33 protein-coding genes are annotated in these 20323 nt (G+C 56.4%); all 33 read left to right on the top strand.

Annotation, left to right across the window (positions count from 1 at the left end):
- The first annotated feature begins 215 nt into the window (after nt 1-215).
- The 33 genes from argC (at nt 216) to rplQ (ending at nt 20272) form a co-directional block, all read left to right on the top strand.
- Nucleotides 216-1229: an N-acetyl-gamma-glutamyl-phosphate reductase gene (argC, locus tag JKV55_RS10255; RefSeq protein ID WP_202084914.1), complete on the top strand. Its 1014-nt coding sequence runs from the start codon at nt 216-218 to the stop codon at nt 1227-1229.
- Between the two features lie 6 nt (nt 1230-1235).
- Nucleotides 1236-2021, top strand: a complete 786-nt coding sequence (gene argB, locus JKV55_RS10260) for an acetylglutamate kinase (RefSeq protein ID WP_202084916.1) — start codon at nt 1236-1238, stop codon at nt 2019-2021.
- A 9-nt stretch (nt 2022-2030) separates the two neighbouring features.
- A complete protein-coding gene (locus JKV55_RS10265) occupies nt 2031-2948 on the top strand; it encodes an ornithine carbamoyltransferase (RefSeq protein WP_202084917.1) in 918 nt (305 codons plus the stop codon).
- Nucleotides 2948-4159: an argininosuccinate synthase gene (locus tag JKV55_RS10270; protein ID WP_202084920.1), complete on the top strand. Its 1212-nt coding sequence runs from the start codon at nt 2948-2950 to the stop codon at nt 4157-4159. Before JKV55_RS10265 ends, JKV55_RS10270 begins: the two co-directional genes overlap by 1 nt.
- A 369-nt stretch (nt 4160-4528) precedes the next feature.
- Complete coding sequence (gene argH / locus JKV55_RS10275) at nt 4529-6409, top strand: argininosuccinate lyase (RefSeq protein WP_202084922.1); 1881 nt, start codon at nt 4529-4531, stop codon at nt 6407-6409.
- Between the two features lie 215 nt (nt 6410-6624).
- A complete protein-coding gene (gene rpsJ, locus JKV55_RS10280; protein WP_013343788.1) occupies nt 6625-6936 on the top strand; it encodes a 30S ribosomal protein S10 in 312 nt (103 codons plus the stop codon).
- 21 nt (nt 6937-6957) lie between these two features.
- Nucleotides 6958-7596, top strand: a complete 639-nt coding sequence (gene rplC, locus JKV55_RS10285) for a 50S ribosomal protein L3 (RefSeq protein ID WP_202084924.1) — start codon at nt 6958-6960, stop codon at nt 7594-7596.
- Between the two features lie 17 nt (nt 7597-7613).
- Nucleotides 7614-8219 (top strand): 50S ribosomal protein L4, encoded by a 606-nt coding sequence (gene rplD, locus JKV55_RS10290; RefSeq protein ID WP_202084926.1) that lies wholly within the window; start codon nt 7614-7616, stop codon nt 8217-8219.
- A complete protein-coding gene (gene rplW, locus JKV55_RS10295) occupies nt 8216-8518 on the top strand; it encodes a 50S ribosomal protein L23 (RefSeq protein WP_071473729.1) in 303 nt (100 codons plus the stop codon). The genes rplD and rplW overlap by 4 nt, the downstream gene beginning before the upstream one ends.
- 17 nt (nt 8519-8535) lie before the next feature.
- Complete coding sequence (gene rplB, locus JKV55_RS10300) at nt 8536-9360, top strand: 50S ribosomal protein L2 (RefSeq protein ID WP_202084928.1); 825 nt, start codon at nt 8536-8538, stop codon at nt 9358-9360.
- Between the two features lie 21 nt (nt 9361-9381).
- Complete coding sequence (gene rpsS, locus JKV55_RS10305) at nt 9382-9660, top strand: 30S ribosomal protein S19 (RefSeq protein ID WP_008486816.1); 279 nt, start codon at nt 9382-9384, stop codon at nt 9658-9660.
- Between the two features lie 10 nt (nt 9661-9670).
- On the top strand, nt 9671-10003 hold the full coding sequence (rplV, locus tag JKV55_RS10310) for a 50S ribosomal protein L22 (protein WP_094039354.1): 333 nt from the start codon (nt 9671-9673) through the stop codon (nt 10001-10003).
- Between the two features lie 18 nt (nt 10004-10021).
- Entirely contained in the window at nt 10022-10717 is a 696-nt protein-coding gene (gene rpsC / locus JKV55_RS10315; RefSeq protein ID WP_096780101.1) for a 30S ribosomal protein S3, read from the top strand.
- A gap of 12 nt (nt 10718-10729) precedes the next feature.
- Complete coding sequence (rplP, locus tag JKV55_RS10320) at nt 10730-11143, top strand: 50S ribosomal protein L16 (RefSeq protein WP_106453795.1); 414 nt, start codon at nt 10730-10732, stop codon at nt 11141-11143.
- Entirely contained in the window at nt 11143-11334 is a 192-nt protein-coding gene (gene rpmC / locus JKV55_RS10325) for a 50S ribosomal protein L29 (RefSeq protein ID WP_014290676.1), read from the top strand. The genes rplP and rpmC overlap by 1 nt, the downstream gene beginning before the upstream one ends.
- Before the next feature lies 1 nt (nt 11335).
- Nucleotides 11336-11596, top strand: coding sequence for a 30S ribosomal protein S17 (rpsQ, locus tag JKV55_RS10330; protein ID WP_202084929.1), 261 nt, complete (start codon nt 11336-11338; stop codon nt 11594-11596).
- A 157-nt stretch (nt 11597-11753) separates the two neighbouring features.
- Nucleotides 11754-12122: a 50S ribosomal protein L14 gene (gene rplN, locus JKV55_RS10335; RefSeq protein WP_014290674.1), complete on the top strand. Its 369-nt coding sequence runs from the start codon at nt 11754-11756 to the stop codon at nt 12120-12122.
- A 10-nt stretch (nt 12123-12132) separates the two neighbouring features.
- Nucleotides 12133-12450 (top strand): 50S ribosomal protein L24, encoded by a 318-nt coding sequence (gene rplX / locus JKV55_RS10340; protein ID WP_106730219.1) that lies wholly within the window; start codon nt 12133-12135, stop codon nt 12448-12450.
- 14 nt (nt 12451-12464) lie between these two features.
- Nucleotides 12465-13004, top strand: a complete 540-nt coding sequence (gene rplE, locus JKV55_RS10345) for a 50S ribosomal protein L5 (protein ID WP_094039360.1) — start codon at nt 12465-12467, stop codon at nt 13002-13004.
- A gap of 11 nt (nt 13005-13015) precedes the next feature.
- Nucleotides 13016-13321, top strand: coding sequence for a 30S ribosomal protein S14 (gene rpsN, locus JKV55_RS10350; protein WP_202084938.1), 306 nt, complete (start codon nt 13016-13018; stop codon nt 13319-13321).
- Nucleotides 13322-13343: 22 nt separating this feature from the next.
- Complete coding sequence (rpsH, locus tag JKV55_RS10355) at nt 13344-13736, top strand: 30S ribosomal protein S8 (RefSeq protein ID WP_106730217.1); 393 nt, start codon at nt 13344-13346, stop codon at nt 13734-13736.
- A 10-nt stretch (nt 13737-13746) separates the two neighbouring features.
- Complete coding sequence (gene rplF / locus JKV55_RS10360; RefSeq protein WP_202084940.1) at nt 13747-14280, top strand: 50S ribosomal protein L6; 534 nt, start codon at nt 13747-13749, stop codon at nt 14278-14280.
- 9 nt (nt 14281-14289) lie between these two features.
- Nucleotides 14290-14643 (top strand): 50S ribosomal protein L18, encoded by a 354-nt coding sequence (gene rplR / locus JKV55_RS10365; protein ID WP_202084942.1) that lies wholly within the window; start codon nt 14290-14292, stop codon nt 14641-14643.
- Nucleotides 14644-14657: 14 nt separating this feature from the next.
- The gene (gene rpsE / locus JKV55_RS10370) at nt 14658-15158 is read left to right on the top strand and encodes a 30S ribosomal protein S5 (protein ID WP_106730214.1); all 501 of its coding nucleotides are present in this window, start codon (nt 14658-14660) and stop codon (nt 15156-15158) included.
- A gap of 6 nt (nt 15159-15164) precedes the next feature.
- On the top strand, nt 15165-15347 hold the full coding sequence (rpmD, locus tag JKV55_RS10375; protein ID WP_014290666.1) for a 50S ribosomal protein L30: 183 nt from the start codon (nt 15165-15167) through the stop codon (nt 15345-15347).
- Nucleotides 15348-15351: 4 nt separating this feature from the next.
- On the top strand, nt 15352-15786 hold the full coding sequence (rplO, locus tag JKV55_RS10380; protein WP_094039366.1) for a 50S ribosomal protein L15: 435 nt from the start codon (nt 15352-15354) through the stop codon (nt 15784-15786).
- Between the two features lie 8 nt (nt 15787-15794).
- Nucleotides 15795-17126 (top strand): preprotein translocase subunit SecY, encoded by a 1332-nt coding sequence (secY, locus tag JKV55_RS10385; RefSeq protein WP_202084944.1) that lies wholly within the window; start codon nt 15795-15797, stop codon nt 17124-17126.
- A 26-nt stretch (nt 17127-17152) separates the two neighbouring features.
- On the top strand, nt 17153-17266 hold the full coding sequence (rpmJ, locus tag JKV55_RS10390) for a 50S ribosomal protein L36 (RefSeq protein ID WP_005319705.1): 114 nt from the start codon (nt 17153-17155) through the stop codon (nt 17264-17266).
- A gap of 140 nt (nt 17267-17406) precedes the next feature.
- A complete protein-coding gene (gene rpsM, locus JKV55_RS10395; protein WP_106453806.1) occupies nt 17407-17763 on the top strand; it encodes a 30S ribosomal protein S13 in 357 nt (118 codons plus the stop codon).
- Between the two features lie 14 nt (nt 17764-17777).
- A complete protein-coding gene (rpsK, locus tag JKV55_RS10400; RefSeq protein ID WP_094039369.1) occupies nt 17778-18170 on the top strand; it encodes a 30S ribosomal protein S11 in 393 nt (130 codons plus the stop codon).
- Between the two features lie 30 nt (nt 18171-18200).
- On the top strand, nt 18201-18821 hold the full coding sequence (gene rpsD / locus JKV55_RS10405) for a 30S ribosomal protein S4 (protein ID WP_202084958.1): 621 nt from the start codon (nt 18201-18203) through the stop codon (nt 18819-18821).
- Nucleotides 18822-18845: 24 nt separating this feature from the next.
- Nucleotides 18846-19835, top strand: a complete 990-nt coding sequence (locus JKV55_RS10410; RefSeq protein WP_202084960.1) for a DNA-directed RNA polymerase subunit alpha — start codon at nt 18846-18848, stop codon at nt 19833-19835.
- 44 nt (nt 19836-19879) lie between these two features.
- Nucleotides 19880-20272, top strand: a complete 393-nt coding sequence (rplQ, locus tag JKV55_RS10415; protein ID WP_202084962.1) for a 50S ribosomal protein L17 — start codon at nt 19880-19882, stop codon at nt 20270-20272.
- Nucleotides 20273-20323: the final 51 nt, after the last annotated feature.

A 20323-nucleotide genomic window follows, 5' to 3' on the forward strand; every position in this document is an offset into this window, starting at 1 on the left:
ACACAATTGCATAAATATGTTTTTATTGCTAGGCTGCGAACTTGTCATTTTCCGGGTAACCAGCGTAACAGATGGCCATGCATTTCCCTTCCTCACCACAGCGACGACGACAGCCCGCCTGAGTTTTTTCTCTAGGGTGACATAAGGCCCGAAAACGCGCTAGGCTGAGGCCTGCATATCTATACCAAGCTGAATCGAGATTTACGGACGCGACCATGTTAAAAGCTGCAATCATTGGAGCCAGCGGTTATACCGGAGCCGAACTGGCCGGTCTGATCCATGGCCACCCCCACCTGACCCTGGCCGGACTCTATGTCTCCGGCGGCAGCCAGGATGCCCACAAGCCCTTCACCAGCCTGCACCCGCGCTGGCGCGGTGTCATCGAACTGCCGCTGCTGCCCCTGGACGAGGAGGCCATCAGTCGCATCCACACCGAGGCGGATCTGGTGCTGCTGGCCACCGCCCATGAGGTAAGCCACGACCTGGCGCCCGGCTTCCTGGCCAAGGGCCTGCCGGTATTCGACCTGTCCGGTGCCTTCCGGGTGCCCGGCGAAGGCTTCTACGACCAGTTCTACGGTTTCCACCACCAGTACGGCGACTGGCTGGCCAAGGCCGCTTACGGCCTGGCGGAGTGGAACCAGGAGGCGATCAAGGCGGCCCAACTGATAGCGGTGCCCGGTTGCTATCCCACCGCCTCGCTCAGTGCGCTCAAGCCGCTGCAGCAGGCGGGGCTTATCGCCGAGGGCGCCCGGCCCATCATCAGCGCGGTGTCCGGCGTCAGTGGGGCCGGCCGCAAGGCGAGTATGGCCAACAGCTTCTGCGAGGTCAGCCTCAAGCCGTACGGGGTGTTCAACCACCGCCACCAGCCGGAGATCAGCCATCATCTGGGCAAGCAGGTGGTGTTCCAGCCGCACCTGGGCAACTTTATCCGCGGCATCCTGGCCACCGTTTATGTACAGTTGAAGGAGGGGGTGAGCGACGAGCAGATCGCCGCCGCCTACCAGGCCGCCTATCAGGGCCAGAAAATAGTGCGCCTGGCCGGCCAGTGGCCCCAGATCAACGACGTGGCCGGTACCCCCTTCTGCGATCTGCACTGGGGGCGGGACGGCAACCAGCTGATCGTGGTGTCGGCCATCGACAATTTGCTGAAAGGAGCGGCCAGCCAGGCCATCCAGTGTATCAATATTCATCAGGGATTCTCGCCGGTGGCGGGTCTGATCAAGGAGTAACGAGAGATGGCAAATCAACAACCGCTGGTGATCAAGTTGGGTGGCACCCTGCTGGAAAGCGACAAGGCCCTGGCTGCCCTGTTCACCACCCTGAAAACCTTTCTGGATGAAGTGAGCCGCCCCCTGGTGCTGGTACACGGCGGCGGCGTGCTGGTGGACAACCAGCTCAAGGCCATGGGCCTGACCTCCACCAAGAAGAACGGTTTGCGGGTGACCCCTTTCGAGCAGATACCGGTGATCGCCGGGGCCCTGGCCGGCACCGCCAACAAGCTGCTGCTGGCCCAGGCCATCGCCCACGAGATCCCCTCGGTCGGCCTGTGCCTGGGTGACGGTGGTCTGTGCCGGGTCAGCCAGCTGGATCCCGAACTGGGCGCCGTGGGCCAGATCGAGGGCGGCGACGCCACCCTGGTGAACAGCCTGCTGGCCGGTGGCTTCCTGCCCATCGTCAGTTCCATCGGTATCACCTTCGATGGCAAGCTGATGAACGTGAACGCGGATCAGGCCGCCACCGCCATCGCCGAGATCCTGGATGCGGATCTGGTGATGCTGTCGGACGTGAGCGGCATCCTCGACGGCAAGGGCCAGCGTATCGCCCACCTCACCGAAGCCGATGCTTTCGAATTGATGGAAAAAGACATCATCAAGGACGGCATGGCGGTCAAGGTGAAGGCGGCGCTCAAGGCCACCAAGACCCTGGGTAAGCCGGTGGCCGTGGGCAGCTGGCGTTACCCCGAACAACTGCTGTCGCTGCTGGCGGGCGAATCCGAGTACGGCACCCGGATTTCCCACTAAGGAGGCCTTATGCAGCATTTATTGAGTATGAAAGACTACAGCAAGGAGCAGATCGAACAGCTCCTTGCTTTGGCCATGGAGATCAAGGCCCATCCGGCCAAGTACGCGGAAGCCCTCAAGGGCAAGAGTGTGGTTACCCTGTTCGAAAAGCCCTCGCTGCGCACCCGGGTCACTTTCGACATCGGCATCAACAAGCTGGGCGGCCATGCGGTCTACCTGGACAGCCAGAACGGCGCCATGGGCAAGCGGGAAACGGTACAGGACTTCGCCGCCAACCTGTCGCGCTGGTGCGATGCCATCGTGGCCCGGGTATTCGACCATCAGACTCTGGTGGAAATGACAAAATATGCTACCGTGCCGGTGATCAACTCCCTGTGCAACCTGTATCATCCCTGCCAGGCCCTGGCCGACTACATGACCATCGCCGAGCATCACGATGATCTGAGCAAGGTGCACCTGGCCTACGTGGGCGATGGCAACAATGTCACCAACTCCCTGTTGCTGACCGGTGCCATCCTGGGCACCACCGTCACCGCAGTGTGTCCCCGTGGCCACAATGTGGATGCCCAGATCCTGAAGGAAGCCGAGGCCCTGGCCGCGGTCAGCGGCGCCAAGATCAGGGTGACCGACAGCCTCGACGATATCGAGGGGGTCGATGTGATCTATACGGACACCTGGGTGTCCATGGGCGATAATACGCCGCTGGAGCAGGTGAAAGCGGTGTTTATGCCGTATCAGGTCAACCAGGCCCTGCTCGACAAAACCGGAGCCAAACAGGTGCTGCATTGCCAGCCCGCCCACAGGGAGTGGGAAATAACTTCCGAGGTAATGGACGGCCCCGCCTCCCTGATCCTCGACCAAGCTGAAAATCGCATGCACGTCCAGAATGCCGTGCTGCTGACACTGATTAACAGGGATATTCATTGATGAGCCAATTCAAAAAAATCGTACTGGCCTATTCCGGCGGTCTGGACACTTCTGCCATCATTCCGTGGCTGAAAGAGAACTACGAAGGTTGTGAAGTGGTGGCTTTCGTGGCCGATGTGGGCCAAGGGGCCGAAGATCTGGAAGGTGTCGAGCAGAAAGCCATCGCTTCCGGCGCCTCCAAGTGCATAGTGGCGGACCTGAAAGACGAATTCGTCAACGACTACGTTTACCCGACCCTGACCACCGGCGCTATCTACGAAGGCACCTACCTGCTGGGCACCTCCATGGCCCGTCCGGTGATCGCCAAGGCGATGGTGGAAGTGGCCCTGGCCGAAGGCGCCGACGCCATCTCCCATGGCTGCACCGGCAAGGGCAACGACCAGGTGCGTTTCGAAGGCGCCGTGGCCGCCCTGGCTCCCCAGCTGGCCATTATCGCCCCCTGGCGGATCTGGACCATGCGCAGCCGTGAAGAGCTGCTGGCCTACCTGGCCGAGCGCAAGATCCCCACCTCCGCCAGCGCCACCAAAATCTATTCCCGCGACGCCAACGCCTGGCACATCTCCACCGAGGGCGGCGAGCTGGAAAGCACCTGGAACGAGCCCTCCGAGCAGGCCTGGACCTGGACCGTCTCCCCCGAGCAGGCCCCGGACAAGGCCGAGACCCTGTCCCTGACCGTGGAAAAGGGCCGCGTGGTCGCCGTCGACGGCCAGGCCATGAGCCCCTACCAGGTGCTGATGACCCTGAACGAGCGCGCCGCCAAGCACGGCGTGGGCCGGGTCGACATCGTCGAGAACCGCCTGGTGGGCATGAAGTCCCGCGGCTGCTACGAAACCCCCGGCGGCACCGTGATGATGGCCGCCCTGCGCGCCGTCGAGGAACTGGTGCTGGACAAGCCGACCCGCGCCTGGCGCGAGAAGGTGGGCGCCGAGTTCTCCCACCTGGTGTACGACGGCCGCTGGTTCACCCCGCTGTGCAAGGCGCTGCTGGCCTCTGCCGAAGCCATCGCCGAGGACGTGTCCGGTGAAGTGGTGCTGAAGATGTACAAGGGCCAGGTTACCGCCATTAAGAAGCGCTCGCCCAACAGCCTGTACTCCGAGGAGTTCGCGACCTTTGGCGAGGACGAGGTGTACGATCAGAGCCACGCCGAAGGCTTTATCCGCCTGTACTCCCTGGCCAGCCGGATCAAGGCACTGAAAAACCAGCAGAAATAAACAAAAGATGACAAAGGGGGCTGAGGCCCCCTTTTAAATAGAGAGCTACAGGTCGACAGGCTGGCGCTTTGGTCACTGGTCCGGTGCTTTACTGTAACCGTAGATTAAAGAGGCAATCCCAGTTGGTCGACAACTGCTTGGATCAACAGTCAACGAAGATTGCTGACCAAGAGACAGGCGAGCGGTTTACCGCTTATGGCCAGGATATCTGGCAGCAAAAGATAAAGGGGGCATAACGCCCCCTGTGTTTATATAATGGCCGCACTCTGCATATGCAGCCCGGGCCGAACCAGTTCGGCCCGCCGGTCTATCACCTGTGCAACCGTCACAGGACCGAATTCAGTAATGTCGTCAAGGAGTAAAAAGGTTATGGCACTTTGGGGTGGGCGTTTCAGCCAGGCGGCAGATGCCAAGTTCAAGCAGTTCAATGATTCTTTGCGTTTCGACTATCGTCTGGCGGAGCAGGACATCGTCGGCTCCATCGCCTGGTCCCGGGCCTTGGCCAAGACCGGGGTGCTGACCAATGAAGAGCAGCAGAAGATTGAGCTGGCGCTCAACGATCTCAAGCTCAAGGTGATGGAGGATCCCAACCAGATCCTGCACTCCGACGCGGAAGACATCCACTCCTGGGTGGAAGGGCATCTGATCACCGCGGTCGGCGACCTGGGCAAGAAGCTGCACACCGGCCGCAGCCGCAACGACCAGGTGGCCACCGATCTCAAGCTGTGGTGCAAGCAGCAGGTGCCGCCGCTGCTGGCCAAGCTGGACGCCATGCAGAAACAGCTGGTTACCGTGGCGCGCCAGCAGCAGGCCACCGTCTTGCCCGGCTACACCCATCTGCAGCGGGCCCAGCCGGTCACCTTCGCCCACTGGTGCCTGGCCTATGTGGAAATGCTGGAGCGGGACTTCACACGGCTGCAGGACGCCTACAAGCGCATGGACACCTGCCCCCTGGGCTCCGGTGCCCTGGCCGGCACCGGCTTCCCCATCGACCGGCACGAGCTGGCCCACTCCCTCGGCTTCTCTTCGCCCACTCGCAACAGCCTGGACTCGGTATCCGACCGGGACCACGTGCTGGAGCTGATGAACTGTGCCGCCAACTCCATGATGCACCTGTCGCGCTTCGCCGAGGATCTGATCTTCTACAACTCCGGCGAGTCCGGCTTCCTCGAGCTGTCCGACCGGGTGACCTCCGGCTCCTCGCTGATGCCGCAGAAGAAGAACCCGGATGCGCTGGAGCTGATCCGCGGCAAGAGCGGGCGGGTGTTCGGTGCCTATGCGGGCATGATGATGACCCTGAAGGCACTGCCCCTGGCCTACAACAAGGACATGCAGGAAGATAAGGAAGGGCTGTTCGATGCCCTGGATACCTGGTACGACTGCCTGGAAATGGCCGAGATGGTGCTGCACGGCATCAGGGTCAACGAGGAAAAAACCCGGGAAGCGGCCCAGGGCGGCTATTCCAACGCCACCGAGATGGCCGATTACCTGGTGTCCAAGGGTATCCCCTTCCGCGAGGCGCACCATATCGTCGGCGCCATAGTGGTGCACGCCATCGGCAAGAAGCTGCCGATGGAAGAGCTGCCGCTGGAAGATTTCAAGCAATTCAGCCCGGTGATCGAGGAAGACGTCTATCCCCGGCTGTCGCTGGAGTCCAGCCTGGCCAGCCGCTGCGCCCTGGGCGGCGCCGCGCCGGCCCAGGTGGAGTTCGCCCTTACCAGCGCCGAGCGCCGGCTGACGCAACGTGATACCTCCGGTATCCATGTGCGCAGCGCCCGCCTCACCGATCTGGACGCCATCGAGCGCATGGTCAACTACTGGGCCAATATCGGCGAGAACCTGCCCCGTACCCGCAAGGAGCTGGTGCAGGCGGTGGGCGAGTTCGCCGTGGCCGAAACCCAGGGCCAGATCAGCGGCTGTGCCTCCCTTTATGTGTACGACACCGGCCTGGCGGAAATCCGCTCCCTGGGCGTGGAGCCCGGCTTCCAGGGCCAGGGCCAGGGTAGGGCGCTGGTGGAGAAAATCCTCAAGAAAGCCGAGGACATGGCCATCGACCGGGTCATAGTGCTGACCCGGGTGCCGGAATTCTTTATGAAGCTCGGTTTCAGCACCACCAGCAAGACCCTGCTGCCCGAGAAGGTGATGAAGGACTGTGATCTCTGCCCGCGTCAGCACGCCTGTGACGAGGTGGCGCTGGAGATCATGCTGAAGGGCAAGTCCGGCCTGATCGGCAAGACGAAAGTTGCTTAAAAATAACCCGGCCGGCTTGCAACTGCCGGCCAGATAAGTATAATGCCGCTCGCTTGGTTTATTACCGGGCGAGCCGACAGGCTCACGTCAGGTAGCTCCTGGCTCTTTACAGGCCCCCGATATGGTGGGCACCGTTGTTAAATCACACCCCCTCTTTTATTTGAAAGGGCTGGCGGTGCTGATTTTATGTTCTTTACCCAATTGGAGCTCTGGTAATGCAGAACCAAAGAATTCGTATCCGCCTGAAGGCGTTCGATCATCGTCTGATCGACCAGTCTACTGCGGAGATCGTAGAAACTGCCAAGCGCACTGGCGCCCAGGTTCGTGGTCCCATCCCGCTGCCGACGCGCAAAGAGCGTTACACCGTACTGATTTCTCCACACGTGAACAAAGATGCACGTGATCAGTATGAAATTCGCACTCACAAGCGTCTGGTTGATATCGTCGAGCCGACTGACAAAACTGTCGATGCTCTGATGCGACTGGATCTGGCTGCTGGCGTAGACGTCCAGATCAGCCTGGGCTAATAACGGAAAGAGGTTTTATCAATGGCAATCGGTCTAGTAGGTCGTAAGCTGGGTATGACCCGTGTCTTCACCGAAGACGGCGTGTCCATCCCGGTCACCGTTATCGAAGTAGATGCCAACCGTGTTACCCAGGTGAAAACACTGGAAAAGGATGGCTATGCTGCCATTCAGGTGACCACTGGCACCAAGAAAGCTAACCGCATCACCAAGCCGGAAGCGGGTCTGTTCGCTAAAGCCGGTGTTGAAGCGGGCCGCGGTCTGTGGGAATTCCGCCTGGGTTCAGGCGAAGGCGAGAGCATCGAAGTCGGTGCCGAGCTGAAAGTAGACATCTTCACCGATGTCAAGAAAGTAGACGTTACCGGTACTTCCAAAGGTAAGGGCTTCGCTGGCGCCGTTAAGCGCTGGAACTTCCGCACTCAGGACATGACCCACGGTAACTCCTTGTCTCACCGCGCTCCGGGTTCCATCGGTCAGAACCAGACTCCGGGCCGCGTGTTCAAAGGCAAGAAAATGGCCGGTCACATGGGTGCTGAGCGTGTAACCACGCAAAACCTGGAAGTGGTCCGCGTTGATGTTGATCGCAACCTGCTGCTCATCAAAGGTGCAGTCCCGGGTGCGACTAACGGCAACGTCATCGTTAAACCTGCCGTTAAAGCGTAACGTCTGAGGAGATAGTAATGGAATTGGTAATGAAAGACGCGCAAGGCGCTCTTGAAGTTTCCGAAACTACCTTCGGGCGTGAGTTCAACGAAGCGCTGGTGCACCAGGTTGTTGTGGCCTATGCAGCAGGCGCTCGTCAAGGTACTCGTGCTCAGAAGACCCGTTCCGAAGTGTCTGGCGGCGGTAAAAAACCGTGGCGTCAAAAAGGCACTGGCCGGGCCCGTGCCGGTACCATCCGCTCTCCGATTTGGCGTTCCGGTGGTGTGACTTTCGCGGCCAAGCCGCAGGATCACAGCCAGAAGGTCAACAAGAAGATGTACCGTGGTGCCATCAAGAGCATCCTCTCCGAGCTGGTACGTCAAGAGCGTCTGATCGTGGTTGAGAAGTTCGGTGTTGAAGCGCCGAAAACCAAAGAGCTGGTTGCCAAGCTGAAGCAGTGGGATCTGAGCGATGTGCTGATCGTGACTGCCGAAGTGGACGAGAACCTGTTCCTGGCCGCCCGCAACCTGTACAAGGTTGACGTGCGTGACGTGGCCGGTATCGACCCCGTTTCTCTGATCGCGTTCGACAAGGTATTGGTAACTGCCGACGCAGTTAAGCAAATCGAGGAGATGCTGGCATGATCCGTGAAGAGCGTATTCTGAAAGTTCTGAAGGCGCCGCATATCTCTGAAAAAAGCACCATGGTGGCTGAAAAGACCAACACTATCGTGTTCAAGGTTGCCAAGGACGCTACCAAGGCTGAAGTAAAGGCCGCGGTCGAGAAGCTGTTCGAAGTTGAAGTTAAAGATGTTCGCACGTTGCTGGTCAAGGGTAAAACCAAGCGCACCGGTAACCGCATGGGCCAACGTTCCGACTGGAAAAAAGCCTACGTGACCCTGAAAGAAGGTCAGGACATCGACTTCATCGGCGGTGCCGAGTAAGAGAGGAGTAATATCTAATGGCAGTCGTAAAATGTAAGCCTACTTCTCCGGGTCGCCGTCATGTGGTCAAGGTAACCAACCCGGAACTGTACAAAGGCAAGCCGTTTGCCGCCCTGCTGGACAAAAAGTCCAAGTCTGGTGGTCGTAACAACGCTGGCCGCATCACCACCCGTCATATCGGTGGTGGTCACAAGCAGCACTACCGTATCGTTGACTTCAAGCGCAACAAAGACGGTGTCCCGGCCAAGGTCGAGCGTCTGGAATATGATCCGAACCGCTCCGCCAACATCGCCCTGGTGCTGTACGCAGACGGCGAGCGTCGCTATATCCTGGCCCCGAAAGGCGTTCAGGCCGGCGATCAGCTGCTGTCCGGTGATGCTGCCCCGATCAAGGCCGGCAACTGCCTGCCGATGCGCAACATCCCCGTGGGTAGCACAGTGCACGCCATCGAGATGAAGCCTGGCAAAGGCGCGCAGATCGCTCGCTCCGCCGGTACCTACGCCCAGATCCTGGCGCGTGAAGGTAGCTATGTCACCCTGCGCCTGCGCTCCGGCGAAGTACGTAAAGTACTGGCCGAGTGCCGCGCCACCCTGGGTGAAGTGGGCAACGCCGAGCACATGCTGCGTCAATTGGGTAAAGCCGGTGCTCAGCGCTGGCGTGGTGTTCGCCCGACCGTACGTGGTGTGGCGATGAACCCGGTAGACCACCCGCACGGTGGTGGTGAAGGTCGTACCTCTGGTGGCCGTCACCCGGTTACTCCTTGGGGTAAACCGACCAAGGGCGCCAAAACCCGTAAAAACAAGCGTACCGACAAGTTCGTGGTACGTCACCGTAACAAGTAATAGTTTTTTAGAGGTATCACCATGCCACGTTCTCTCAAGAAAGGTCCGTTTATCGACCTGCACTTGCTGAAGAAGGTAGAGAAAGCGGTGGAAAGCGGGGATAAAAAACCAATTAAGACTTGGTCCCGTCGTTCAATGATCATTCCGAACATGATCGGTTTGACCATCGCTGTCCATAATGGTCGTCAGCACGTACCTGTCTACGTTTCCGATGAAATGATCGGTCACAAGCTGGGTGAATTTGCACCGACTCGTACTTATCGCGGCCATGCCGCTGATAAGAAGGCCAAGAAGCGTTAAGGGGTAACAGATGGAAGCTATAGCTAAACACCGCTTTGCTCGTACTTCTGCCCAGAAGGCGCGCCTGGTAGCCGATCAAGTTCGCGGTCTGTCCGTAGACAAGGCACTGAATGTCCTGGCTTTCAGCCCGAAAAAGGCTGCCGTTCTGGTGAAGAAGGTTCTGGAATCTGCCATTGCCAATGCCGAGCACAATGAAGGTGCGGATATCGATGAGCTGAAAGTGGCCAAGATCTTCGTTGACGAGGGTCCCACCATGAAGCGTATTCGTCCTCGTGCCAAGGGCCGCGCGGACCGTATCATGAAGCGTACCAGCCACATCACTGTGGTTGTGTCCGACCGCTAAGAGGCTAGGAGATAAGCAATGGGCCAGAAAGTACACCCGAATGGTATTCGCTTAGGGATCACCAAGCCTTTTAACTCGACCTGGTTTGCGAATACCAAGGACTTCGCTGACAACCTGCACAGCGATTTTCAAGTACGTCAGTACCTGAACAAGGAACTGAAAAACGCCTCCGTTTCTCGGATCGTGATCGAGCGTCCGGCGAAGAGCATCCGTGTGACCATTCACACCGCTCGTCCCGGTGTCGTGATCGGCAAGAAAGGCGAAGACGTGGAAAAACTGCGCAAGCATGTCGCCACCCTGGCTGGCGTGCCTGCTCAGATCAACATTTCCGAAGTGCGTAAGCCTGAGCTGGACGGTCAGCTGGTAGCCGATTCTATCGCCTCCCAGCTGGAGCGCCGCGTTATGTTCCGTCGTGCCATGAAGCGCGCGGTACAGAACGCCATGCGCATCGGCGCCAAAGGCATCAAGGTGGAAGTGAGCGGTCGTCTGGGCGGCGCTGAAATCGCGCGTACCGAATGGTACCGTGAAGGTCGTGTGCCTCTGCACACCCTGCGTGCCGACATCGACTACGCAACTTCTGAAGCATCTACCACTTACGGCATCATTGGCGTAAAGGTTTGGATCTTCAAGGGTGAGGTACTGGGTGGCCTGCAGGCCGTTGCCCAGGAGCCGCAAGCCCCGGCCAAGCCCAAGCGCAAAGGCCGCGGTAAGTAAGGAGACTCGGACATGTTGCAACCAAAACGTACGAAATTCCGTAAAGTCCACAAAGGCCGCAACCGCGGCGTGGCAACCTCAGGCAACCTGATTTCTTTCGGTTCCTTTGGTCTGAAGGCGACCACTCGTGGACGTATCACTGCTCGTCAGATCGAAGCAGCACGTCGTGCGATGACTCGTCACGTTAAACGTCAAGGCAAAATCTGGATCCGTATTTTCCCGGACAAGCCCATTACCGAGAAGCCCCTGGAAGTACGTATGGGTAAAGGTAAGGGTAACGTGGAATACTGGGTTGCCCAGATCCAGCCGGGTCGTGTCCTGTACGAGATGGACGGTGTACCTGAGTCACTGGCTCGCGAAGCCTTTGCACTGGCGGCTGCCAAGCTGCCGGTTAGGACCACTTTCGTAACTCGGACGGTGATGTGATGAAAGCACAAGATCTGCGTGAAAAGAGTGTTGAAGAACTGAACCAGGAGCTGCTGGGCCTGCTGCGTGAGCAGTTCAACCTGCGCATGCAAGCAAGCACCGGCCAGCTGGCTCAGACTCACAACCTCAAAACGGTACGTCGCGACATCGCGCGTGTTAAGACTGTTCTGAATGAAAAGGCAGGTGCCTAAGATGAGCGAACAAAACATTCGTACTCTGCAGGGCCTGGTAGTCAGCGACAAGATGGACAAGTCCATCACTGTGGCTATCAACCGCTTCGTGAAGCACCCGATCTACGGGAAGTACATCAAGCGCACTACCAAGCTGCACGTTCATGACGAAAACAATGAGTGCAAGGCTGGCGACGTCGTGACCATTCGCGAATGCCGCCCGCTGTCCAAGACCAAGTCCTGGACTCTGGTAAAAATCATTGAGCGTCCGGTTAAAGCCTGACGATCTCTGGTATACTTACCCGGTCAAACGGCCCAGCGATGGGCCGTTTGTTTTTTACACTACCTTTTCTGGATCCATGGTGATATAATGCCGCGCCTTCAATGGCAGCCAATATCCCGAAAGGGTTTTAAAGTAGTCACTTTAGCGGAGCACTAACATGATCCAAATGCAAAGTATGCTGGACGTGGCCGACAATTCCGGTGCGCGCAGCGTAATGTGTATTAAGGTCCTGGGTGGTTCGCACCGCCGTTACGCCGGCATCGGCGACATCATCAAGGTTACCGTCAAGGAAGCAATTCCGCGCGGTAAGGTTAAAAAAGGTGATGTAATGAACGCGGTGGTCGTACGCACTCGTAAAGGCGTTCGTCGTCCGGACGGCTCTGTCATCCGTTTCGACCGTAATGCGGCCGTGATTTTGAACAACAATCACCAGCCGATCGGTACTCGTATTTTTGGACCGGTGACTCGTGAACTTCGCTCTGAGAAGTTTATGAAGATTGTTTCACTGGCACCTGAAGTACTGTAAGGAGTCAACGATGGCAGCAAAAATCCGTCGCGATGACGAAGTCATCATTCTTACCGGCAAAGACAAGGGCAAGCGTGGCACCGTCACCAAAGTCCTGGTCAGCGAAGGTAAGGTTATCGTCTCAGGTATCAACCTGGTCAAGAAACACCAGAAGCCCGTGCCCCAACTGGGTCAGGCTGGCGGTATCATCGACCTGGAAGCACCTATTGACGTTTCTAACGTTGCGCTGTTCAACTCTGCCTCCGGCAAAGCTGACCGCGTAGGTTTCCGGATTGAAGACGGCAAAAAAGTTCGTTTCTTCAAATCCACCGGCGAACTTGTGAAGTAATTGGAGTTTATACGATGGCGAAACTGCATGATTACTACAACGAAAATGTAGTAAAAGAACTGACTAGCCAGTTCGGGTACAAGACTATCATGCAAGTCCCTCGGATTGAGAAAATCACCCTGAACATGGGTGTGGGTGAAGCCCTGGCTGATAAAAAGATCCTGGACAATGCTGCTGCCGACCTGGCCGCCATTTCCGGTCAGAAGCCGTTGATCACCAAAGCTCGTAAATCCGTTGCTGGCTTCAAAATCCGTGAAGGCTACCCCATTGGTTGTAAAGTAACTCTGCGCGGCGAGCGTATGTGGGAGTTCCTGGAGCGTTTGATTTGCATCTCTATCCCCCGGATCCGTGACTTCCGTGGCCTGAACCCGAAATCGTTCGATGGTCGTGGTAACTACTCCATGGGCGTGCGTGAGCAAATCATTTTCCCTGAAATCGATTATGACAAGGTAGATCGTGTGCGTGGTCTGGACATCACCATCACCACCACTGCCCAGTCAGACGAAGAAGGTCGTGCTCTGCTGGCTGCCTTTGACTTCCCATTCCGTAAGTAAGGTGTAGGGTTATGGCAAAACAATCAATGAAAGCTCGCGAAGTCAAGCGCGCAAAGCTGGCTGACAAGTACGCAGCCAAGCGTCATGCACTGAAAGACATCATTTCCGACGTGAACACTTCTGACGAAGCGCGTTGGGAAGCGGTGCTGAAACTGCAGCAACTGCCCCGTGACGCAAGCCCCTCTCGTCAGCGTAACCGCTGCAACATCACCGGTCGTCCGCACGGTTTCCTGCGGAAGTTCGGTCTGAGCCGCATCAAGGTGCGCGAACTGATGATGAAGGGTGAAATTCCGGGCCTGAAGAAGGCTTCTTGGTAAGCGAACACGGGAGTAATACACAATGAGCATGCAAGATCCGATCGCGGATATGCTGACCCGCATCCGCAACGGTCAGGCAGCCAACAAAGTTGCTGTCACCATGCCTTCTTCCAAAGTCAAAGTGGCTATTGCCCAGGTACTGAAAGAAGAAGGTTACATTACTGACTTTAATGTCGCCGGTGAAACCAAGGCCGAACTGGAAGTGACTCTCAAGTACTTCCAAGGCGAGCCCGTGGTTGAAATGATCCAGCGCGTCAGCCGCCCCGGTCTGCGCATCTACAAGAAGCGCGACGAACTGCCGAAAGTGATGGCAGGTATGGGTGTGGCTATCGTTTCCACGTCTAAAGGTGTGATGACTGACCGTGCCGCGCGTAAAGCCGGTATGGGCGGTGAGATCATCTGCTACGTTGCTTAAGGAGTAGGATATGTCTCGCGTTGCTAAGGCACCTATCGAAATTCCTGCCGGCGTAGAAGTGACGTTGAACGGTCAGGAAATTACCATCAAGGGCGGTAAAGGTACTCTGAATCGTACCCTCAATGCTGCTGTTGAAATCAGCCAGGAAGACAACCTGTTGAAGTTCGCTCCTCGTGACAACGTGGACGGCGCCAATGCTCAGGCCGGTACTGCCCGTGCCCTGGTCAACAACATGGTTGTTGGTGTTACCCAAGGCTTCGAACGCAAGCTGCAGCTGGTTGGTGTAGGTTATCGCGCCCAGATCAAAGACAACGCCGTTGCGCTGTCTCTGGGTTTCTCTCACCCGGTTGAGCATGCACTGCCTGAAGGCGTGACCGCTGAATGTCCTTCCCAGACCGAGATCGTTCTCAAGTCTGCAGACAAACAGCTGATCGGTCAGGTTGCTGCCAATATTCGTGCGTACCGTAAACCCGAGCCCTACAAAGGCAAAGGTGTTCGCTATTTCGGCGAGCAGGTCCGCAGCAAAGAGGCTAAGAAGAAGTAAGGTAACACTATGGACAAAAAAGCAGCTCGTATCCGCCGTGCTACTAAAGCACGCAAAAAGATGCTGGAACTGGGTGCGACTCGCCTGGTGGTTCACCGTACTCCGCGCCACATCTATGCACAGGTTATTGCACACAACAGTTCTGCCGTTCTGGCTTCCGCGTCTACCGTGGAAAAATCAGTTCGCGAACAGTTGAAATACACCGGTAACATCGATGCCGCCGCGTTAGTCGGTAAAACTGTCGCCGAGCGCGCACTGGAAAAGGGCGTGACCAACGTCGCTTTTGACCGTTCCGGTTTCCAATATCACGGTCGTGTAGCCGCTTTGGCTGCTGCTGCTCGTGAAGCTGGTCTTCAGTTCTAAGGGTGGAGTCGAAAATGGCAAAAATCGAAGCTCAAGCCGGTGAACTGCAAGAAAAGCTCATTGCAGTGAACCGTGTATCAAAAGTTGTAAAGGGTGGTCGTATCTTCTCCTTCACCGCATTGACTGTGGTAGGTGATGGTAACGGTCGTATCGGTTTCGGTTACGGTAAAGCCCGTGAAGTTCCTGCCGCCATTCAAAAGGCTATGGAACAGGCTCGTCGTAACATGCGTACCGTTGGTCTGAACAACGGCACCTTGTTCCATCCGGTCAAGGGTCGTCACTCCGGTTCCAACGTGTTCATGCAGCCTGCTTCCGAAGGTACCGGTATCATCGCCGGTGGCGCCATGCGTGCCGTGCTGGAAGTAGCTGGTGTGCATAACGTACTGGCCAAGACTTACGGTTCCACCAACCCGAACAACGTAGTTCGCGCTACCATCGACGCTCTGACTCACATGAAGTCGCCCGAGCAAGTCGCTGCCAAGCGTGGTCTGCGCGTTGACGAAATACTGGGGTAATGCGCCATGGCTAACAAGACTGTAAAAGTAACTCAGACTCGTAGCTCCATCGGCCGTCTGCCTAAGCATAAGGCAACGCTGCGTGGCCTGGGTCTGCGTCGCATTGGTCACACCGTTGAGCTGGAAGATACAGCTTGCGTTCGCGGTATGATCAACCAGGTTTACTACATGGTTAAGGTTGAGGAGTAATCGCATGCGTTTGAATACTCTGTCTCCTGCCGCCGGCTCCAAGCCTTCCGCCAAGCGTGTAGGTCGTGGTATCGGTTCTGGTCTGGGTAAAACCGGTGGCCGCGGCCACAAGGGCCAGAAGTCCCGTTCCGGTGGTAAGGTTCGTAACGGTTTCGAAGGCGGTCAGATGCCGCTGAAACAGCGTCTGCCGAAGTTTGGTTTTACTTCGCGCAAAGGCCTGGTCAGTGCAGAAGTGCGTCTGAGCGAACTGGCGAAAGTTGAAGGCGAAGTGGTGGATCTGAACACCCTGAAGCAAGCTGGCGTGATCACCAAGAACATCCAGTTTGCCAAAGTGGTTCTGTCTGGCACTATTGACCGTCAAGTCACTGTTGTTGGCCTGGGCGTCACCAAAGGTGCACGTGCAGCCATCGAAGCCGCCGGCGGAAAAATCGAGGAATAATAAGTACTATGGCCAAAAAACCAGGATTAGATGCTAAAAACGCACAGGGCGGGCTGAGTGAACTGAAAAGCCGTCTGCTTTTCGTTCTGATCGCGATCGTTGTCTTTCGCGCCGGCTCCTATGTGCCTATTCCTGGGATTGACGCCGCCGTACTTGCCGACTTGTTCCAGCAACAACAGGGCACCATCATTGAAATGTTCAACATGTTCAGTGGTGGCGCTCTGGAACGAGCGTCCATACTGGCGCTGGGGATAATGCCGTATATTTCTGCGTCCATTATCATCCAGTTGCTGACTGTGGTTCACCCCACCTTGGCCGAGCTCAAGAAGGAAGGTGAATCTGGCCGTCGCAAGATCAGTCAGTACACCCGGTATGGTACTCTGGTTCTGGGCACCATCCAGGCCATCGGTATCGCCACCGGTCTGCCGAATATGATGCCGGGGCTCGTGGTTAACCCGGGCTTTGGTTTCTATTTCACGGCGGTGGTGAGTCTGGTCACCGGCACCATGTTCCTGATGTGGTTGGGTGAGCAGATTACCGAACGAGGCATTGGCAATGGTATCTCGTTGATTATCTTCGTGGGTATCGTTGCCGGTCTGCCATCGGCCATTGGTGCCACGGCAGAGCAGGCGCGTCAGGGGGAATTGCACATTCTGTTGCTGTTGCTGCTGGCCGTGATTGTGTTTGCGGTAACCTATTTCGTGGTCTTTGTTGAACGTGGTCAGCGCCGCATTGTGGTGAACTATGCCAAGCGTCAACAGGGTCGCCAGGTGTTCGCGGCACAGAGTACACACCTGCCCTTGAAAGTGAACATGGCGGGGGTTATTCCGGCAATTTTTGCATCCAGCATTATTTTGTTCCCTGGTACCGTGGCCTCCTGGTTCGGGCAGGGACAGGGGTGGTTCGCCAACATGCTGCAAGAGCTGTCGCTCACGCTGCAGCCTGGCCAGCCGCTGTACGTAATGTTGTATGCCGCTGCCATCATCTTCTTCTGTTTCTTCTACACCGCGCTGGTGTTCAATCCGCGCGAGACGGCAGACAACCTGAAGAAGAGTGGTGCTTTCATCCCGGGGATCCGTCCGGGTGAGCAGACAGCGCGCTATATAGACAAAGTGATGACTCGCCTGACTCTGGTCGGTGCCCTGTACATTACCTTTGTCTGTTTGGTTCCACAGTTTTTGATGACAGCCTGGAACGTCCAGTTCTACTTTGGCGGTACCTCGCTGTTGATTATTGTGGTCGTCATCATGGATTTCATGGCTCAGGTGCAAACCCACATGATGTCCCATCAGTATGGCGATGTCCTGAGAAAAGCGAACCTGAAGGGTTACAACCGTTAAGGTTCGGTTATTTACGGAGTTAAGCAATGAAAGTCCGTGCTTCCGTTAAGGCAATTTGCCGTAACTGCAAAATCATCAAGCGCCACGGTGTGGTGCGGGTGATCTGCAGCGAGCCTAAGCATAAACAGCGCCAAGGCTAAAAAAGTTACGGTTTAACTTGAAAATTAAAGGCGAGCTGGCTAAAGTAGCCAGCCACCTTTGTTGGGTGTATGTGTAGTCATTACGTATCCTAGACGGGCTTTGTAATGGCTTATTATTTGTTATTTTGTAGGAGTGCATAGTGGCCCGTATCGCTGGCATTAACATTCCTGACCATAAACATGCAGTTATTGCGTTAACTGCGATTTATGGCGTCGGCCGTACCCGCTCTAAAGCCATTTGTGCTGCAGCCGGTATCGCTGAGGATGTGAAAATTAAAGAATTGGATGAAGCTCAGGTAGAATCTCTGCGTGAGCAAGTCGCGAAGTTCACCGTAGAAGGTGACCTGCGTCGCGAAGTCTCCATGAACATCAAGCGTCTGATGGACCTGGGTTGTTACCGAGGTCTGCGTCATCGTCGCAGCCTACCCGTTCGCGGTCAGCGCACCAAGACCAACGCTCGCACGCGTAAAGGTCCTCGTAAACCGATCAAGAAATAACGGGAAGGTAGATCATGGCTAAAACTCCGGCTCGTAGTGCACGTAAGCGCATCAAAAAGCAGGTGAGCGATGGCATTGCCCACGTTCATGCATCTTTCAACAACACCATAGTAACTATTACCGATCGTCAGGGTAATGCTCTGTCTTGGGCAACCGCCGGCGGTTCAGGTTTCCGTGGTTCCCGCAAATCCACCCCGTTCGCTGCTCAGGTAGCTGCCGAGCGTGCCGGTGAGATTGCCAAGGAATACGGTGTTAAGAACCTGGAAGTAATGGTGAAAGGTCCGGGTCCGGGCCGTGAGTCATCCATCCGTGCGTTGAATGCGGCAGGTTTCCGCATCACCAACATCACCGATGTGACTCCCATCCCGCACAACGGTTGTCGTCCTCCCAAGAAGCGTCGCGTATAACCCTTCTTGTAGGATAGTTGGAGAAAGAACATGGCAAGATATCTGGGTCCCAAGCTCAAGCTGAGCCGTCGCGAGGGCACTGACCTCTTCCTGAAGTCAGGCGTTCGCGCGATCGATTCAAAATGTAAAATTGATACCGCACCCGGTCAACATGGCGCCCGCAAGCCGCGTCTGTCCGACTACGGTGTACAGCTGCGTGAAAAGCAGAAAGTTCGTCGTATCTACGGCGTGCTGGAAAAGCAATTCCGCAACTACTATAAAGAAGCTGCTCGCCTGAAAGGCAACACTGGTGAGAACCTGCTGCAGCTGCTGGAAGGTCGTCTGGACAACGTAGTTTACCGCATGGGCTTTGGTGCTACCCGCGCCGAGTCTCGTCAGCTGGTTAGCCACAAGGCTATCCTGGTGAACGGTAAGGTTGTGAACATTCCTTCCTTCCAAGTTTCTCCCGAGGACGTAGTCAGCATTCGTGAGAAGGCCAAGAAGCAAGCCCGGATCAAAGCCGCTCTTGAGGTTTCCGGTCAACGTGAAAAGCCGACCTGGGTAGAAGTTGACGCTACCAACATGCAAGGCGTTTACAAGCGTCTGCCTGAACGTAGCGACCTGTCTGCCGAGATTAACGAACAGCTGATCGTCGAGCTTTACTCTAAGTAAAGCTAGCTTCAAAGAGAGGACACAATGCAGGGTTCTGTAACAGATTTTCTTAAGCCGCGTCTGGTTGATATCGAACAGATCAGCCCGACTCATGCCAAAGTGACTCTCGAGCCGCTGGAGCGTGGCTTTGGTCATACATTGGGTAATGCGCTGCGTCGTATTCTGCTTTCTTCCATGCCGGGCTGTGCCATCACCGAAGTTGAACTCGACGGTGTATTGCACGAGTACAGCAGCAAGGAAGGTATCCAGGAAGATATCCTGGAAATCCTGCTGAACCTCAAAGAGGTTGCTGTGAAGCTGGAAGGCAAGGACGAAGTCACCCTTTCTCTGACCAAAACTGGTGCAGGTCCCGTAACTGCAGGCGACATCACCCATGGTGATGACGTTGAGATCGTTAACCCAGAGCACATCATCTGTCATCTGACAGGGGATGAGGCCGAAATCAGCATGCGTCTGAAAGTGCAGCGCGGCCGTGGCTATATTCCCGCCGCCGCCCGTGCCCATACCGAAGACGATGAGCGTCCTATTGGTCGCTTGCTGCTGGATGCGGCCTACAGCCCCGTGGTTCGTATCGCCTACAATGTTGAGGCGGCCCGTGTTGAACAGCGTACCGATCTGGATAAGCTGGTTATCGACATGGAAACCAACGGCACCCTGGATCCGGAAGAAGCCATCCGTCGTGCGGCCACCATCATGGCCGAACAACTGGAAGCCTTCGTCGATCTGCGTGACGTGAGCGAACCGGAAGAGAAAGAAGACAAGCCTGAGTTCGATCCTATCCTGCTGCGTCCTGTCGACGATCTGGAACTGACCGTTCGCTCTGCGAACTGTCTGAAGGCAGAAGCGATCCATTACATTGGTGATCTGGTACAGCGTACCGAGGTGGAGCTGCTGAAGACTCCCAACCTGGGTAAAAAATCTCTTACCGAGATTAAAGACGTGTTGGCGTCTCGTGGTTTGTCTCTGGGCATGCGCCTGGAGAACTGGCCGCCTGCCAGCATCGCTGATGAATAAACCGGATCACGGGTTTTACAGATTTAGTTAGGAAGGATTAGGTCATGCGCCATCGTAAGAGTGGTCGTCAACTTAACCGGAACAGCAGCCATCGTCAGGCGATGTTCCGTAACATGGCCAGCTCCTTGGTTCGTCATGAAGTTATCAAGACGACTCTGCCCAAGGCTAAAGAGCTGCGTCGTGTGGTTGAACCTCTGATCACACTGGCCAAGAGCGACAGCGTTGCTAACCGTCGCCTGGCATTTGCCCGTACTCGCGACAGCGAAGTAGTTGGCAAACTGTTCAACGAACTGGGACCCCGCTACCAGGAGCGTCCGGGTGGTTACACCCGCATCCTGAAGTGTGGTTTCCGTGCCGGCGACAACGCCCCTATGGCTTATATCGAGCTGGTAGGTCGCGACGTCGAGGCCACAGAAGTAGCCGCTTCTGAAGAATAAAAAATAAAAGCCGGGTTCGCCCGGCTTTTTCTTTTCCTGCTCCTGCGTTCA

Origin of the sequence: Zobellella iuensis (genome assembly GCF_016746085.1) — a bacterium.
In the GTDB taxonomy this organism is placed as follows: domain Bacteria; phylum Pseudomonadota; class Gammaproteobacteria; order Enterobacterales; family Aeromonadaceae; genus Oceanimonas; species Oceanimonas iuensis.

What these genes read in the sequence shown, in the direction of transcription:
- JKV55_RS10265 (WP_202084917.1), top strand. Translation starts at nt 2,031, where the DNA reads ATGCAGCATTTATTGAGTATGAAAGACTACAGCAAGGAGCAGATCGAA.
- JKV55_RS10270 (WP_202084920.1), top strand. Translation starts at nt 2,948, where the DNA reads ATGAGCCAATTCAAAAAAATCGTACTGGCCTATTCCGGCGGTCTGGAC.
- rpsS (WP_008486816.1), top strand. Translation starts at nt 9,382, where the DNA reads ATGCCACGTTCTCTCAAGAAAGGTCCGTTTATCGACCTGCACTTGCTG.
- rplP (WP_106453795.1), top strand. Translation starts at nt 10,730, where the DNA reads ATGTTGCAACCAAAACGTACGAAATTCCGTAAAGTCCACAAAGGCCGC.
- rplW (WP_071473729.1), top strand. Translation starts at nt 8,216, where the DNA reads ATGATCCGTGAAGAGCGTATTCTGAAAGTTCTGAAGGCGCCGCATATC.
- rpsC (WP_096780101.1), top strand. Translation starts at nt 10,022, where the DNA reads ATGGGCCAGAAAGTACACCCGAATGGTATTCGCTTAGGGATCACCAAG.
- rpmD (WP_014290666.1), top strand. Translation starts at nt 15,165, where the DNA reads ATGGCTAACAAGACTGTAAAAGTAACTCAGACTCGTAGCTCCATCGGC.
- rplX (WP_106730219.1), top strand. Translation starts at nt 12,133, where the DNA reads ATGGCAGCAAAAATCCGTCGCGATGACGAAGTCATCATTCTTACCGGC.
- rplR (WP_202084942.1), top strand. Translation starts at nt 14,290, where the DNA reads ATGGACAAAAAAGCAGCTCGTATCCGCCGTGCTACTAAAGCACGCAAA.
- rpsD (WP_202084958.1), top strand. Translation starts at nt 18,201, where the DNA reads ATGGCAAGATATCTGGGTCCCAAGCTCAAGCTGAGCCGTCGCGAGGGC.
- secY (WP_202084944.1), top strand. Translation starts at nt 15,795, where the DNA reads ATGGCCAAAAAACCAGGATTAGATGCTAAAAACGCACAGGGCGGGCTG.
- rplV (WP_094039354.1), top strand. Translation starts at nt 9,671, where the DNA reads ATGGAAGCTATAGCTAAACACCGCTTTGCTCGTACTTCTGCCCAGAAG.
- rpmC (WP_014290676.1), top strand. Translation starts at nt 11,143, where the DNA reads ATGAAAGCACAAGATCTGCGTGAAAAGAGTGTTGAAGAACTGAACCAG.
- rpmJ (WP_005319705.1), top strand. Translation starts at nt 17,153, where the DNA reads ATGAAAGTCCGTGCTTCCGTTAAGGCAATTTGCCGTAACTGCAAAATC.
- rpsE (WP_106730214.1), top strand. Translation starts at nt 14,658, where the DNA reads ATGGCAAAAATCGAAGCTCAAGCCGGTGAACTGCAAGAAAAGCTCATT.
- rplQ (WP_202084962.1), top strand. Translation starts at nt 19,880, where the DNA reads ATGCGCCATCGTAAGAGTGGTCGTCAACTTAACCGGAACAGCAGCCAT.
- rplN (WP_014290674.1), top strand. Translation starts at nt 11,754, where the DNA reads ATGATCCAAATGCAAAGTATGCTGGACGTGGCCGACAATTCCGGTGCG.
- rpsK (WP_094039369.1), top strand. Translation starts at nt 17,778, where the DNA reads ATGGCTAAAACTCCGGCTCGTAGTGCACGTAAGCGCATCAAAAAGCAG.
- rplO (WP_094039366.1), top strand. Translation starts at nt 15,352, where the DNA reads ATGCGTTTGAATACTCTGTCTCCTGCCGCCGGCTCCAAGCCTTCCGCC.
- argB (WP_202084916.1), top strand. Translation starts at nt 1,236, where the DNA reads ATGGCAAATCAACAACCGCTGGTGATCAAGTTGGGTGGCACCCTGCTG.
- argH (WP_202084922.1), top strand. Translation starts at nt 4,529, where the DNA reads ATGGCACTTTGGGGTGGGCGTTTCAGCCAGGCGGCAGATGCCAAGTTC.
- rplC (WP_202084924.1), top strand. Translation starts at nt 6,958, where the DNA reads ATGGCAATCGGTCTAGTAGGTCGTAAGCTGGGTATGACCCGTGTCTTC.
- argC (WP_202084914.1), top strand. Translation starts at nt 216, where the DNA reads ATGTTAAAAGCTGCAATCATTGGAGCCAGCGGTTATACCGGAGCCGAA.
- rpsN (WP_202084938.1), top strand. Translation starts at nt 13,016, where the DNA reads ATGGCAAAACAATCAATGAAAGCTCGCGAAGTCAAGCGCGCAAAGCTG.
- rplD (WP_202084926.1), top strand. Translation starts at nt 7,614, where the DNA reads ATGGAATTGGTAATGAAAGACGCGCAAGGCGCTCTTGAAGTTTCCGAA.
- JKV55_RS10410 (WP_202084960.1), top strand. Translation starts at nt 18,846, where the DNA reads ATGCAGGGTTCTGTAACAGATTTTCTTAAGCCGCGTCTGGTTGATATC.
- rplE (WP_094039360.1), top strand. Translation starts at nt 12,465, where the DNA reads ATGGCGAAACTGCATGATTACTACAACGAAAATGTAGTAAAAGAACTG.
- rplB (WP_202084928.1), top strand. Translation starts at nt 8,536, where the DNA reads ATGGCAGTCGTAAAATGTAAGCCTACTTCTCCGGGTCGCCGTCATGTG.
- rpsH (WP_106730217.1), top strand. Translation starts at nt 13,344, where the DNA reads ATGAGCATGCAAGATCCGATCGCGGATATGCTGACCCGCATCCGCAAC.
- rpsQ (WP_202084929.1), top strand. Translation starts at nt 11,336, where the DNA reads ATGAGCGAACAAAACATTCGTACTCTGCAGGGCCTGGTAGTCAGCGAC.
- rplF (WP_202084940.1), top strand. Translation starts at nt 13,747, where the DNA reads ATGTCTCGCGTTGCTAAGGCACCTATCGAAATTCCTGCCGGCGTAGAA.
- rpsJ (WP_013343788.1), top strand. Translation starts at nt 6,625, where the DNA reads ATGCAGAACCAAAGAATTCGTATCCGCCTGAAGGCGTTCGATCATCGT.